15 protein-coding genes, 1 tRNA gene and 1 other RNA gene are annotated in these 13,762 nt (G+C 71.1%); 1 reads left to right on the top strand and 16 read right to left on the bottom strand.

Features of this window, described 5'->3' with window-relative positions; genetic code table 11:
• Positions 1-88 precede the first annotated feature (88 nt).
• Together AB0950_RS17575 and ffs are read right to left on the bottom strand one after the other, a co-directional pair.
• Positions 89-2,608, bottom strand: a complete 2,520-nt coding sequence (locus AB0950_RS17575; protein WP_366778852.1) for a DNA polymerase III subunit gamma and tau — start codon at positions 2,606-2,608, stop codon at positions 89-91.
• Between the two features lie 54 nt (positions 2,609-2,662).
• An RNA gene (gene ffs, locus AB0950_RS17570) (signal recognition particle sRNA small type) lies at positions 2,663-2,761 on the bottom strand.
• Between the two features lie 96 nt (positions 2,762-2,857).
• On the opposite strand from ffs, the gene AB0950_RS17565 reads away from it, so the two are divergent.
• Positions 2,858-2,945, top strand: a tRNA-Ser gene (locus AB0950_RS17565).
• Between the two features lie 62 nt (positions 2,946-3,007).
• On the opposite strand, the gene AB0950_RS17560 is transcribed toward AB0950_RS17565, so the two are convergent.
• From AB0950_RS17560 to AB0950_RS17495, 14 genes are all read right to left on the bottom strand, one after another.
• Positions 3,008-4,291, bottom strand: coding sequence for a site-specific integrase (locus AB0950_RS17560; protein ID WP_366778851.1), 1,284 nt, complete (start codon positions 4,289-4,291; stop codon positions 3,008-3,010).
• Positions 4,292-4,376: 85 nt separating this feature from the next.
• Positions 4,377-4,604, bottom strand: coding sequence for a helix-turn-helix domain-containing protein (locus AB0950_RS17555; protein WP_366778850.1), 228 nt, complete (start codon positions 4,602-4,604; stop codon positions 4,377-4,379).
• Between the two features lie 501 nt (positions 4,605-5,105).
• Positions 5,106-6,581, bottom strand: a complete 1,476-nt coding sequence (locus AB0950_RS17550; RefSeq protein ID WP_366778882.1) for an ATP-binding protein — start codon at positions 6,579-6,581, stop codon at positions 5,106-5,108.
• A 2-nt stretch (positions 6,582-6,583) separates the two neighbouring features.
• A complete protein-coding gene (locus AB0950_RS17545; protein ID WP_366778849.1) occupies positions 6,584-7,501 on the bottom strand; it encodes a bifunctional DNA primase/polymerase in 918 nt (305 codons plus the stop codon).
• A gap of 91 nt (positions 7,502-7,592) precedes the next feature.
• A complete protein-coding gene (locus tag AB0950_RS17540; RefSeq protein ID WP_366778848.1) occupies positions 7,593-8,150 on the bottom strand; it encodes a hypothetical protein in 558 nt (185 codons plus the stop codon).
• Entirely contained in the window at positions 8,147-8,335 is a 189-nt protein-coding gene (locus AB0950_RS17535) for a hypothetical protein (protein WP_366778846.1), read from the bottom strand. Before AB0950_RS17535 ends, AB0950_RS17540 begins: the two co-directional genes overlap by 4 nt.
• Positions 8,326-8,598 (bottom strand): hypothetical protein, encoded by a 273-nt coding sequence (locus tag AB0950_RS17530; RefSeq protein WP_365577580.1) that lies wholly within the window; start codon positions 8,596-8,598, stop codon positions 8,326-8,328. The genes AB0950_RS17535 and AB0950_RS17530 overlap by 10 nt, the downstream gene beginning before the upstream one ends.
• Before the next feature lie 150 nt (positions 8,599-8,748).
• Positions 8,749-10,830: a cell division protein FtsK gene (locus AB0950_RS17525; protein ID WP_366778845.1), complete on the bottom strand. Its 2,082-nt coding sequence runs from the start codon at positions 10,828-10,830 to the stop codon at positions 8,749-8,751.
• Positions 10,831-10,919: 89 nt separating this feature from the next.
• Positions 10,920-11,126, bottom strand: a complete 207-nt coding sequence (locus AB0950_RS17520; protein ID WP_366778844.1) for a DUF6257 family protein — start codon at positions 11,124-11,126, stop codon at positions 10,920-10,922.
• 79 nt (positions 11,127-11,205) lie between these two features.
• Complete coding sequence (locus tag AB0950_RS17515) at positions 11,206-11,583, bottom strand: DUF6251 family protein (protein ID WP_366778843.1); 378 nt, start codon at positions 11,581-11,583, stop codon at positions 11,206-11,208.
• Positions 11,567-11,914: an RRQRL motif-containing zinc-binding protein gene (locus AB0950_RS17510; protein ID WP_366778881.1), complete on the bottom strand. Its 348-nt coding sequence runs from the start codon at positions 11,912-11,914 to the stop codon at positions 11,567-11,569. Before AB0950_RS17510 ends, AB0950_RS17515 begins: the two co-directional genes overlap by 17 nt.
• A complete protein-coding gene (locus tag AB0950_RS17505) occupies positions 11,914-12,765 on the bottom strand; it encodes a protein spdB (protein WP_366778842.1) in 852 nt (283 codons plus the stop codon). Before AB0950_RS17505 ends, AB0950_RS17510 begins: the two co-directional genes overlap by 1 nt.
• Complete coding sequence (locus AB0950_RS17500) at positions 12,762-13,442, bottom strand: GGDEF domain-containing protein (RefSeq protein ID WP_366778841.1); 681 nt, start codon at positions 13,440-13,442, stop codon at positions 12,762-12,764. The genes AB0950_RS17505 and AB0950_RS17500 overlap by 4 nt, the downstream gene beginning before the upstream one ends.
• Positions 13,439-13,729 (bottom strand): hypothetical protein, encoded by a 291-nt coding sequence (locus AB0950_RS17495; protein ID WP_366778880.1) that lies wholly within the window; start codon positions 13,727-13,729, stop codon positions 13,439-13,441. The genes AB0950_RS17500 and AB0950_RS17495 overlap by 4 nt, the downstream gene beginning before the upstream one ends.
• Positions 13,730-13,762 lie beyond the last annotated feature (33 nt).

The raw sequence follows: 13,762 nt of genomic DNA, 5'->3' as shown, positions 1-13,762 counted from the left end.
CGGCCCGGTGTCCCCCTGCCTCTGCCCACCCGCCCGACTCGGACGGCTGGAAGGGTGCCGTTCGGGGTGGGGCGGGGTGAGGCTCCGCCTACTCGTTCGAGAACTCCTCCACCACCGTCGCCCCCAGCTCGCGGACGATCAGTTCGTGGCCGGAGAGGGCCGACTCGTTCAGGTCGGGGTCGTCGTCCTCGGGGATGTCGTCCTCGGGGGCGACCGGCGGGGGCTCGGGCGCGGGGGCCGGTGCCGGCGGGGCGCTCGTGGGGCCGGGCTGCGGGGGCGCCGGCGCCTGCGGTGCCGGCTGGGGAGCGGCTTGGCGGGGTGCGGCCGGGGCGCCGTAGCCACCGGTGCCGGCGGGCGCGCCGCCGTAGCCGCCTCCCCCGCCGAAGCCCGAGCCTCCGGTGGACGGAGGTGCGGAACCGCCGCCGGACGGGTCGACGATCGCCTCGATCTTCCACTGCACGTTGAACTGCTCCGCCAGCGCCGCCCGCAGCACGTCCTCGCTGCCGCTGCCGGCGAAGTTGTCACGCGCACCGGCGTTCACGAAGCCGAGCTGGAGGGTGGTGCCGTCGAATCCGGCCACCTGGGCGTTCTGGCTGAGCAGGATCCAGGTGAAGCGGCGGCGGTTCTTGACGGCCTCCAGGATGTTCGGCCAGAGCATGCGGGGGTCGAGGCTACCGGCGGGGGCGGCGGCGGGCGCAGCCGGGGATGCCGGGCCGGCACTGGGCGCCGAGGGCTGCTGCGGGGCTGCCTGGCTGCGGTCCGGTGCCTGGCCCTGGGGTGCGCCGCCCGCCGGTGCCGCGGCCGTGGGCCAGCCACCAGGGCGCCGGCCGCTTCCGGCGGCCGCAGGCGTCGGCCACGCGCCCGGAGCGGGAGCACCGCCGGTCGCCGCAGGCGCCGGTGCCTGACCGCCGGAGGCGGGAGTCGGAGCGGGAGCGGGAGCCGCGGGGTTGGACGGGGCAGCCGCCGCCGGAGCCTGGGCCGGAGCCGGTACAGGCGCCGTGGGACCCGTGGGCGCGGGAGCGGCCGGAGCCGGACCACCGGCACCCGGATCTCCCGCACCAGGACCACCGGCGCCAGGACGCCCGGCCCCCGGACCACCCACGCCAGGACCACCGGCACCAGGACCGCCCACGCCAGGACCACCCGCGCCAGGACCACCGGTACCAGGACCACCCGCCCCGGGACCACCGGAACCGAAACCACCCGCACCCGGACCGCCAGCACCAGGACCACCGGCACCCGGACCACCCGCCCCAGAACCACCGACGCCAGGGCCCGCGCCTCCGGGCCCGCCCCCCGGCCCGCCGGCCGGCCCGCCGGCCGCTCGTACTGCCGCGCGGGCCGCTGCCGGGCCGGTGCCGGGGGGTACGGAGGGCACGGGGGCGCCGCCGTGGGCGTCCGGGCCGGGGGCGTAGCCCATGGCGGGCGTGCCGGTGCCGGACGAGAAGTGGACGCCGCGTTCGAGGCGGTCGAGGCGGGCCATCACCGAGCGCTCGTCGCCGTAGGCGGCGGGGAGCAGCACGCGGGCGCAGATCAGTTCCAGCTGGAGGCGGGGCGAGGTGGCGCCGCGCATCTCCGTCAGACCGGCGTTCACGAGGTCGGCGGCGCGGCTCAGCTCGGCGGCGCCGAACGTGGAGGCCTGGGCCTGCATGCGCTCCAGGACATCGGCCGGTGCGTCCAGCAGCCCCTTCTCCACGGCGTCCGGCACGGCGGCGAGGATCACCAGGTCGCGAAGCCGCTCGAGCAGGTCGGCGACGAAGCGGCGCGGGTCGTTGCCGCCCTCGATGACACGGTCGACGACCTCGAAGGCGGCGGCGCCGTCACCGGTGGCGAAGGCCTCGACGACGGAGTCGAGGAGGGAGCCGTCGGTGTAGCCGAGGAGGGAGGTGGCCATGGCATACGTCACACCCTCCGCACCGGCGCCGGCGAGGAGCTGGTCCATGACGGACATGGAGTCACGCACGGACCCGGCGCCCGCGCGCACGACCAGCGGCAGGACGCCGTCCTCGACCGGGATGTCCTCCTTCTGGCACACCTCGGCGAGGTAGTCCCGCAGGGTGCCCGGCGGGACGAGCCGGAAGGGGTAGTGGTGGGTCCGCGACCTGATGGTGCCGATGACCTTCTCGGGCTCGGTGGTCGCGAAGATGAACTTCAGATGCTCCGGCGGCTCCTCGACGACCTTCAGCAGCGCGTTGAAACCGGCCGACGTGACCATGTGGGCCTCGTCGATGATGTAGATCTTGTACCGGCTGCTCGCAGGGCCGAAGAACGCCTTCTCACGCAGCTCACGGGCGTCGTCCACACCACCGTGAGAGGCCGCGTCGATCTCGATGACGTCGATCGAGCCGGGCCCGTTGCGCGCGAGGTCCTGGCAGGACTGGCACTCGCCGCACGGGGTCGGGGTGGGACCCTTCTCACAGTTCAGGCAGCGGGCGAGGATCCGTGCGCTGGTCGTCTTGCCGCAGCCGCGCGGACCGCTGAACAGGTACGCGTGATTGACCCGGTTGTTCCGCAGCGCCTGCTGCAGCGGGTCGGTGACATGCTCCTGCCCGATGACCTCGGCAAAGGTCTCCGGGCGATAGCGGCGGTACAGCGCGAGAGACGACACGCATACGAGGTTATAGGCGGCCACTGACAACCGGTCCCGGCCGCGGGCCCCGGGAACGCGAGCGCCCCCCACGCACCCGCCAGAGCCAACCTACCCTTGCTGCCTTCCGGCCCTGGGGGAGTTCAGTCAGATAGCGCCGCGTGAGGGGCTGCGCCCAGAGTACCCGATCGCGGCCCGCGCACCGCAATCGACGGGGGCCTGCGGGAACGGGTTCGCAAGCACTCCCCTCGGTCATGTAATGTTTCCGGCGGAGGATTCGCCTAGAGGCCTAGGGCGCACGCTTGGAAAGCGTGTTGGGGGCAACCCCTCACGAGTTCGAATCTCGTATCCTCCGCCAGTGCCTCACCGGGCACGATGTCGAAGGGCCCCCTGGAAACAGGGGGCCCTTCGACGTTGTCCTCAGCCGTCGTTGTCCTGGTTTTTGTCCACAGCAGGTGTTTCCGGGGGTCCCCAGATGGCTTCGGCGATCTTCCGGGCCACGTCCTTGAGCATGGCGTCTGGCACATGCAGGTACCGCGCCCGCATGCTCGCGGAGGTGCCCGGCTCCCACCCCATGATCTGATCGATGACGCGGTCCGGGACCCCGAGCAGCATGAGCACGGTCGCGGCCGTGTGACGTGCGTCATGCAGCCGTGCGTTCCGGACCCCCGCGTCTTCCAGGAGCCGCTTCCAGTCGTGATAGTCCGTGTTCGGGCTCAGCGGGCCACCCAGCGGCTTGGTGAACACGTACTCCGACTCGGTCCACAGATCGCCAGCCGTCTTGCGCTCGCGCTCCTGCGTCTCGGCATGGGCGCGGAGCATGGCGACCAGCGGGCCCGGCAGGGGTACGGCGCGCCGGCCCGCGCGCGACTTGGTGTTCTTGGTCTCGCGCCGAACTTGCACCTTGGCCGGGCAGTACCCCGCCTTCCGGCCGCACGGTGAGGCTTCCGGGCACCCGTGCTCGTACCGGGGGCGTAGACGGTTCCGGCGTAGCTTCAGGTACTCGTTGCGCAGGTCGACGTCAGACCAACGCAGCCCGAGCGTTTCGCCCTGCCGCAGTCCGAGCGCCAGTGCCAGCATCCAACGGGCGCTGTTCCGGCGCTTGTTGGCTTCGAGCAGCAGGCACTGAACCTCTTCCACGGAGTAGGGCTCTACCTCTGATTCGTCCTCTTCCATCCGGGGCGGCTTCGCCAGCGCGGCGGCGTTCTTCGCCGCGTAGCCGCGCCGTACCGCCTCCCCCAGCGCGGTTCGGGCGGTGCGGTGGGCCTGGTGAGCCGTACCGGCCTTGCGCTCCCCGTTCGCCTGCATGCGGCGGTACAGGCTTTCCAGGTGCTCAGGCTGCAAGCGGTCAAGGCGGTGCTTGCCGACACCAGGCACGAGGTGAACGCGAACGGCTACCTCGTACCCGTCGTAGGTGTTCTCGCTGACGGTCGGCTTGGCGATGTTCTCAACCCAGTGCTGAAGCCACTTCTCGACCGTCCACGCCTTGCCCGGCTGTTGGGCCGAACCCCCGTCGCGCTGCTTCTCCAGCTTTTTGACTTCCTCAACCAGGTCATCGCGCGTCTTGCGCGTCAGGTGCCGACGGTAGGGCTCGCCGTTGTCCTTGTAGCCCATCGGCACGCGTGCGTGCCAACGACCGTCCGCCCCGAGGTAGATGGCCGATTCGCCGTTGGCGCGACGGGTGCCCTTCTTCTTCTCTGCCACAGGCAGGCTCCTGTTTCTTGGGTGTCGGGATGGGGACCGGGGAGGCGGGCTGTCCTGTCCGGGAGTGCCGCCGCCCCGGGTGTGGTCAAGCTGCTCGTCGGGCCGCGCGTCGGCGGGCGAGGTACGCGGCCGGGGCGTCGGCGGGGACGCGGCGGAGACGGCCGATGTCGATGGACTCCAGCTCTCCGGAGCGGATGAGCGCGTAGCACGTGGTCCGGCCGATGCGGAGCCGTCGTGCGGCCTCTTCGACCTTGAGGAGAACCAGCGTCGGGTCGTCGTCCGTAGGCGTCGCGGGGCTGTCGTGCTCGGTCAAGACTCACCTCTCGTGCTGATCGGGGTCGGGTGGGTGTCCACGTCTGTCCGAGGTGCAGATTTCTGCGTCATTGCGTCATCAGCGTCATTCAGGCTTCTGACCTGTGGTTTTGTGTGACGCAGTGGTTTGGGGTGCGTCATCGGCGTGTCATGGGCTGCGTCATCGCATGACGCAGATGACGCAGGATGACGCAGGGGCCGCCGTCTGCGTCATGCCTGTTGTCGCAGGTCAGGTGCCGTTTTTCGGTCTGCATGACGCAGATGACGCAGCGTCTTCCCTCTTAGGACAAAAGAGGGGGTGTCTGTTGTAGTTCGGTGGCGCCTTAGAGCGTGAAGAAGGAGCCGCTGCGCGGCGCGACCTTGGGCGGCGGCGGTGCCGCCGGAGGAAGCAAGAAGAGCACCAGCCGCGATGCGTGCTCCTCTTGCTGTTCGGCGGAACGCCGCCCAAAGGACGTGCCGCGAAGCGGCCCCTTACTGCCTGTCCGGCGCCGCGAGCGCGGGGTCAGACCATCCGCCCCTGCTCGTGCGGTGGCGGGGTGGCCAGGCGGGTCATTTCGAGGTAGCGGCCCTCGCTGGTGCGGCCCGTGTCGATGAGAACCCCGCGAGCGGCAAGCGTCGGCTGGAGGCGCTTGAGCCGGTCGGAGAGAACCTTTCCGGTGGTCGGCCAACCCTTGGGCAGGGCACGCAGTTCCTCGCCGCTGTAGAGGCGACTGAGGCAGTGCAGCCACTCGGTGGACGTCATACGCTGCGCCGAACCCGGCTCGATGGTGTCGGCATGCCGCAGGACGGTCTGCGCGAGAAGGTCACCCTCGATCACGTCGTCGTTCAGGTCGTCCAGACTGGCCCGGTACGCGGTGAGTGCTCCGAGGCCGGTTGCTGCATCGAGCTGCGCGCACAGGCGGGCGAAGTCCGCCATCCGCAGGTCGGTGGGAGTCTCCGCCTCAACCGCACGGACCTTGACCGTGAGGTCCAGGAGCGAGCCGAGAACGATAGGCAGAACCTCCGCGTACTCCGCCCACAGTTCCGCCTCGGTGCGCCGGACGCGGGGCCGCTCCAAGCGCAGCGGCAGGAGCCGTTCCGCCAGGTCAGGCCGGATGACGCCAACGTCGATGCCGGTCAGGAGCAGGGGGCGACGGTAGCCGACGCGGAACACGTCCCCGTCGGTGAACAGGGCGCGCTTGACGTTCTCGATGCCGGTCACGATGCAGCACATGGCGTCGGACAGGTCCGGCGTCATGTGGGAGAGGTTGTCCAGAGCGGTGACCCAGCCGGCCGCCACCGCCGCGACCAGATTCTCCTCATCCTTCGGCGCCCGACGCAGGTCACCGCTCATGCCCTCGATGATCCGCACGAGCATCCGCCCACCGGTCGACTTGCCCGCGCCCTGCGGCCCGGTGAGGAACGGCGCAGGAACGGGAACGGACGGCCCGAGGCAGCCGATCAACCAGGCGATGACCAGGCATTCAGTCTCGGCATTGGCGAAGTTGCACAGCCGGAGCAGCAGATCGATGCCCTTGCCGTTGGTGTCCTTGGCCGGCAGGGGCAGTTCCCCGGTGAGCTGGGTGCGCCTCCAGCACACCTCGCGCGGGTCGGGGATGGCAATATCCCATCCGGTGGGGTGGATGCGGACGGACTGCCCGTCGTCGCGGCCCAGGTCCAGCCACGTCGCCCCGTCGAATCCGGGAGCGACGCGGATGTACACGGACTGCACGTCCTCGCTCATCGCCAGGGCCTCGATGAGGTCCAGCGCCTCTTTGAGCGCGGTGCCGTTGAACACGCCGACTCCGTCCTTGAACAGGCCGACCATGAGTTCCTGGCGGTGGCTGCCCGTCGTGCCCTGGGAGCGGATCGGGCGGGCCACGGGGTGGCCGTTGCGTTGCGCGTACACGGTCCCGTCGGCGGTGCGGAAGTACCGAAAGTGCGCCTGCGCGTAGGCGGCGATGACCTCGCGGGCTGGGGTCTTTTCGTCGTCGGACATGGTCACAGTCCCAACCTGGTACGGGCGTTGGTCCACGCGTCGGTGCAGTGCCGGGGCGATTCGCCCTTGGCCTGCGCGGCGGTGAACAAGCGCGCGACGTGCGTGTCTGTGAGGCAGCCGCACCGGCCGTGCGTGGACAGCACAGCGAGGAACGTCCGGTAGACGGTGGCGTGCACCGCCTCGCGGGCTTCGGTGATGCGCTGCTCGGCCATGGCGATGCCGCGCTCCAGGTAGGCGGGCGTGCGGTGGCGGCACTCACCGCCTCCGGCCGGCGCGGGCACCATGGTGGCCTGAGACGCGGCCCGGACCGGACACGGCTTGCTCACGACCAGCGAGCGCACGGCATCCGGCAGGTAGGCCATGGTCCCGGTGCCGAATCCGAGCCAGCGGGCGTAGGCCATCGTGGACTTGATGTCCACGCCGGGGCGGACGGCGTTCGCGGACTGCATCCGGCCGAGGTAGAGCCAGTGCTCGCCCCGGGTGGTGGGCACGATCTGCGTGGTGGGCAGGTTCGCGCGGGCCCACGCGATCGCGTTGGCGTTGTCCAGGTCGACGACCGTCAGGCCGGCCCCGCCCGGGTGGTAGGCGACCGCCTCGGCTTGCATCCACGCGAGGCGCCAGGGCCCGGAGCTGATGACGTCGGGGTCGGTGGTCGCAGCGGCCCACGCGTGGCAGGGCCCGGGGCAGTTACACGGTCCGGGGTTCTTCATGTTCGGCCGGCCGCCGCACGCGTTGTCCTGGCAGCGGCGGCAGTTGCCGAACGGGACCTTGCCCACCCGCAGAGGCAACACGGGGATCTGCGAGGCGGCCAGGTTGAGGGCGGTGCGCAGGTGGTCAGCTTCCAGTCCGCCATAGCCAGCGCACAGGGCGACGAGCGGCGGTGAGCCGGGCACTCGCCGAATGTCGGAGGGTTGGGTCATGCTGTAGGTCTCCTGTTCTGCTTCGTCGGGATAGGGAGACCGAGGGCGGTGGGCTGTCCTTGTCCGGGAGTGCCGCCGCCCTCGGGCATTGCTACTGGTCGGGGTCCGGGTGCGCGAGGCAGTCGACCTCGTCCGCGTCGTCGCAGACGCATCCGGCCCGTTGGGCGTACTGCTGGCGGACGTAGCCGCGCGGGTCCTGCTCGGCCTGTTCGGCGAGGTGCAGGGCGAGGTGCGGCCGGTCGGTATCGAGCAGCATCACGGCCGCCGCGAGGGCGGTTTCCCGGGCGTCTCCGTCGTTGAACAGGTCGGGTTCGTCCAGCAGTGCGATGCGATCGAGCAGTGCGGCCTTGCGCAGGTAGTAGTCCCGGTCCAGCTCGGTGAAGCACTCGGTCGTGGCGAGGGTGCGGGCGGTCCAGCCGATCTCGCTGACGATGCTGGGCGCGAGCGCGTATGCCGCTTCCGGGGCGAGGAAGGGTTCCGGGTCGGGGCGGTGGTCGGCCGTGACGTACAGCCGGGCGCGCTTGCCGTCGCGGGTCGGGTACATGCGTGCCGCGCCGGCGGCGAACGCGGTCTTGAGGGCGGTCGTGACGCGGTTGGTGTCGGCGGGGTCGCAGATGATGCGGATCTCGAACACGCTGGTCTTCCTCACGGGTTGGGGATGGCGTGGACGACGGCGGTGGTGAGGTTGTTGATGGGTCCGGCCGCGCCGGTGGAGGCGAGGAAGAACCCGAACATCACGGCGACGAACGCCGCGCCGGCGCTGAGGCTGTGCTGGCGCAGCAGGAAGAACAGGACCAGTCCGAACAGAGCTACGAGCGAGACGGTCACGGCCATGGGGTGAACTCCTCGTCGGGGTCGTGGCGGTGGGGGCGTCGGGTGCCGGCGCGGTGGATGTCGCGGCCGGTGTTGAGCAGGCGGCGGCCGAGGCGGAGCCGGTAGCGCTGCCCACGGCAGCGGCGGCAGAGCTTGACCTTGCTGCGGCCGGTGAGCCGGACGCCCATGCCGGAGCACTTCCGGCATGGGGCGAACGGCTGGATGGCGCACAACGCTGCGTAACCGGCGAGTATGAGCAGGACGGCGAGGCTAGCGAGAGCCACGACGGCTCACATCCCTTCTCAGGGCGGTTTCGGGGTGTTTCCGCAGGTGGGCCGCTAGACGCTAGTTAGCTGATCAGAAGCCCTATGGGGTGCTAGTGGGGGTGCTAGACCTAGCGGTGGCGGCTGCTAGGTCTAGCACCCCTGCTCGGGTCAGGCGGCGGCCCGATCGGCATTACGGCGCGTAATCGCGGCGGTGATGTCGGCGCGCTTGATGCCGCGCCGGTTGGCGCCCTCGCCGTCGTCGGTGGTGCCCCACACCTGCCCCGGCTTGATGCCCCAGGGCTTGAGGGCGGCGGTGACGTTCTCGCCCTGCCAGCCGGCGTAGGTGTCGGGGTGGGCGGCGGTGAGGCGGACGGCGATGCGCTCGCACCACACGGCCTTCTCGTCGGCGGCGATGACGTCGAGGACGTCGGCGAGGATGTCGGAGCCGGTCCCGCTGGTCTCCGGGCCCTTGCCGATGGCGTGGCCGGTGATGTTGCCGTACTCCTCGCGCATCTTGCGGGCGCGGACGACGACGCGTTCGGCGCCGACCGCGTCCACGAACGCAGATGCGACGATGCGGGCGTCGTCGCCCTCGCCGGCCATCCAGCAGATGCCCCGGTCGGAGCGGGAGAACATGGTGGCGCGGATTCCCGCCTTGTAGGCGCCGGTGCCCAGGACCATGTCGTTGGCGGTGTGGCCCATGACCTTCAGGCAAAACCGCAGCATGGCGTTGTTGCTGATGCCCGGCGGCAGAGACTTCGCATCGGGGCGCTGGGTGCCGAAGATGCCCACGATGCCCAGGGCGGGCCCGCGCTTGGTGATGTCGGTGCAGATCTCCTCGATCTCCGCGCCGTACTTGTCGTGCTCGAACGGCACCTGACACTCATCCGCCGCCACCACGATCGGATGCAGCCTGAGGCTCTTGTCGTTGGCCAGGTCCGGGGTGACCTTGGACTCCGGGCAGCGCGTGCGGGGCAGGGACTTGATGACCTTCGCCCGGCGGCGCAGTTCCTCGCGCAGCTCGCGCAGGGACTGCACGACGTATTCGATGTCGTCCTCGTCGTCGCCGGCGCGGTAGCGGTGGCAGATCGGTTCCAGGGCGCCGAAGTCGCCCGTGCCCTTGAAGTCGAACGCGTGGATCTCGGCCCGGGGGTCGAGGGCGGCGATGAGCAGCAGCAGCCGCATGAGGAAGGTCTTGCCCATGCGGGGCACCGAGGCAATGACGATGGAGACGAACATCAGGGTGACCTCGACCCACCGCATGCGCTGGTCGTTGCCGAACACGACCGGCTTGAACAGGTCCACGCTGCCGTCCTTCAGCAGCGGCCAGGCCGGTTTCGTCGTCTCGTTCATGGGCCGGTCGCCGACCCACAGAATGAGCCGGCCTTCGTGCTGGTCGGGGTCGGGGGACGGCCACACGCAGCCGACCTTGCGGCGCAGGCCCGAGGCGAGCGGCTTGCGGGCCTCCATGATGTCCTCGGGCGTGATGCCGTAGGGAAGATCCAGGTCGGCGCGGTACCCGGGCCCGTCCCGGACGATCTCCGAGACGAACCGTAGCCCGTTCATGTCACCGCCCTTCTTGATAGCGGCCGTGATCTTCGCGTTCCCGATCGAGTCCAGGCCGCGCAGGACGATGGAGCCGGTGAGCTTCTGCACCTCGGTCTTCAGCACCGCCGGACCCACGACCGGCGCGTCCGGCTGCTGTCCGCCCAGACCGAGCAGCAGCACCCCGCCGCCGGCGAACGCGTACAGGTAGGCGGGGGCCAGGACGTACAGGTACAGGGCGAACCCGAGACCGAACACGGCCGCAACAAGGGTGACCAGGCCGCGCAGCCGGATCCGGCCGGCGCGCAGCCGGGCCAGGCGCAGGTACTCCTCGACGTCCTCGGTGCGTACCGCGAACTCCCGCAGGGGCGCGGCCTCGCGGTCCCACACCCACCGGTTCGTCGCCGCGATGAACCGGCACGCGCCCCTCGGCGACATCAGGGCGAGGCGTCCGGCATACACCGGGATCCGCACCCCGTGGAACAGGGCGGCGTAGCCGACGTTCGCGCCGGCGTGGCGGGCGGTGGCGAGGAAGTCACGCCGGTTGGTGAGCCATCCGGCGAGGACCGGCTTGCGCTTCTCGATGGTCACCTTCGGGTCCGGCAGCGCCGGGTTGTCCACCGGGACGGGGGCCGCCGGGGCATCGTCGTCGGGGCCGGTGTCGGGCACGGGGCGCAGGTGCGGGCCCATGGTGCTGTCCGTCATGCTGGGGTCTCCCTGCTGCTCAAACGGGTGGTGGGTGGCCCGGGGGCGGCGCTGTTTCCTTGGCCGGGACAGCCGCCCCCGGGGCGTTGCTACTTGCCGTTCTTGCTGTTCTTGGCGCGCTCCTCGCGCTTGCGGGCCTGGTCGAGGACGCGGTCGAACTTGCGCTGCAGGTCGCTCTGGTCGACCCGTCCGCCGTACTGGCGGTCGTCGGCGAGTCCGCGCTTAGCCATCCGGGCGACGTACCAGGCGAGCTGGGCCTTCTCACCGGTGGTGAGGCGGGGCTGGTTGCTGCTCACGGCTGCATCTCCGATCCGGGCCGGACTGTCCGGCTCCCCACGGCACCGGGCACGTGCGTCCCGGAGCCGCAGGCAGCCGTCAGCGACGGCCGCGGGCGCGGCGGACGCTGCGTGCGGCGCGCTTGCCGTCGGTGCCGCCCACCGAGCGGACGACGGTGACGACACCCCACGCGCACACGGCCGCGATGAAGGCGATCAGTGCGAGGTTGGCGGCCATGGCGGTGAGCACGCCGACGAGCAGCGGGCCGAAGTAGACGCCGGCCGCGACCGCGCCGGCACCGACGCCGGAGCCGAGCGCGATGCGCTGGACGGTGCGGTCGGGCGGGGCCTGGTGCACGTGCTGGTGGATGATCTGCGGGCCGCTGTAGTGCTGCGGCGGGGCGGGCAGGTGGTCGGTGTAGGCGTAGGTGCCGTCCGGGAGTTGCACGACCCGGGGCACGTCAGGCAGCGATTCCATCGCAACTTCCTTCGGGATACGCGCACGGCACGCACATGCCGAGCGAGGCGGGGATGACGTAGCCGGCGTCCCGGCGGCACTGCGGGCAGCAGCGGCGGGCAGCGTTCGCCTTGTCCAGTGCCGCCCACTTGGCCCGGGTCATGGGCCGCACCGGCTTGGCCAGGTCAACGCGGTACAGGTAGGCGATCAGCGGTCCGCGCCGGCGTCGGGGACGTTCGAGCTGGGCCGCCACCGGCTGTCCGCCGGGGCGCAGGCCGCAGGCGCGGAGTTGGCGGTAGGTGGCGTATCCGTCCGGGGCGAGGCGCCACCGGAACACCGGCAGCGTCCCCATCAGGCGACGCGCTTCCACGCGGCCCGCAGGCGCACCTCGGAGGCGGAATGGCCGGCCGCCCGGAATCGGGTGGCCATCTCCCGGTACGACAGGGCCGGGACCTCGCTTTGACGGATCGCGTCCACCAGCACGTCAAGCTCCGCGTCGGTGAGCGCGGGCCCCTCCAGCGCCGGACCAACCGGCTCAACGGGACCCCACACGGGCAGTTCCCAACGGGGCGTGACACTGGGTGTGACGCGGCTCGTCACGCTGGTCAGTGCCCTGCCGGTCTCCTCACCAGCCCGAGCGGTCTCCAGCGTCTCCCACGCCCTCGACAATGTCTTGGCAGTCTTGGCCGTGACGCGTGCGACGCGGGCCCCGGCCCCCGTCACGGCCACAAGCCGTGTCTCCTCGGTCGTGGCCTCGGCACGCAGCCGAGCGCGGGCCACGGCGGCTTCGTCGCGTGCCTCCTGCTGGATACCCCGGATCGCGTCCAGGGCCAACGGAGTGAGTGCGGTGCGCTCCCACAGCCCGTGCACCAGCCACAGCATCTTCGCCGCGATGGGCAGCCAGGCGACGGCCAGCCACGCGGCGGAGTCGGCGGCGGTAAGCGCGTGGGCTACCAGGACACCGGCCGCGACCAGGCCGAAACACCAGCCAACAGCCGTCACCGGGTTGCTGCGGTCGCCCTGAGCGGCAAGGCGGCGTTCGTAGGCGAGGGTGGCCAGCCATCCGCCGTCGATACCGAGACCGACGACCAGCGCGATCGGCCACGGCACCGCGGTGCCCAGCCACATCACGACCACAGCCAGAGTGAGCACCATGGACACCGCCGTCATCGCGACGGCGGGCAGTACGGTCTTGGTCTTCACGCTGCCTCCCTGCGGTGCGGGGTGTGGGTGCCGGGGCGTCCGGTGCGCCGCCCAGCGGTCGTCGTGCAGCGCTCCTCGCTGGCGCCGGGGTAGTTCCAGCCCCCGCCAGCGCGCTTGGCCGCGTACATGGCCTCATCCGCCAACCGCAGCAGCACCGGCAGCGTCTCCACACCCGCCCGGCGGCCGTCGGGGATGAGGTCACTGGACAGGCAGGCGCCGATGGAGGCACCGACGGTGAGATCGCGGCCCGCGTGGCGAAACGGGGCGGTGATCGCGCCGTGCAACCCCTTCAGCAGCCACGGCAGCGTGAACGGCTCTGACAGCGGCACAACGGCGGCGAACTCATCTCCACCGAGCCGGGCCACGACCGCACTGCGCCGCTCGGTGAGCGCTTCTGTGAGGCTGGCGGCGGTGGCTCGGATCGCGGCGTCACCGGCGGCATGCCCGAAGGTGTCGTTGAGAGCCTTGAAGCCGTCCAGGTCGACCAGCACCACCGCCGTTTCCGGGTGCCGGGCGAGCAGACGGACCGCGCGCCGCTCGAACGGCGCCCGGGTCCACAGCCCAGACAGCGGGTCGCGGCGAGCGGCCTCGATCCGACGACTCAGCCGCAGCGCGTGAACGGACCAACCGACCAGTAACGGCAGACCGGCAGCGGCGGCGGACATCAGCTCACTCATGCCGCTTCCCCCGTCCCCGCCCGGTGGTCGCGGGCAGCGCGCAGGAACGGCACCGTGTGGGTGAGCGCATCGGCGTACGCGGCGTCCCAACCGGCGATCTCGTCGCCGTTCTCGGCCTCACGCCGCAGATCGGCGAGGATGTCACGGACCGCGTCCTCACGGGCGGCGCGCTCGTCGTCCGCCTCCAGGTCCAGCGGGCCCCGGAACAGGTCGAGGTCGATGCCGAGCGCCAGTTCCGCGAACTCCAAGTCGCCGTGCGCCTCCTGGCCGGCGACGAAAGTGCGCATGCGCATGGTGGATCTCCATTCAGGTACGTCGGG

This window comes from Streptomyces sp. NPDC007189, assembly GCF_040703635.1.
GTDB lineage: Bacteria > Actinomycetota > Actinomycetes > Streptomycetales > Streptomycetaceae > Streptomyces.
Note: the sequence above shows the minus strand (reverse complement) of the source record. Positions and strands in the feature narration are given on the sequence as shown.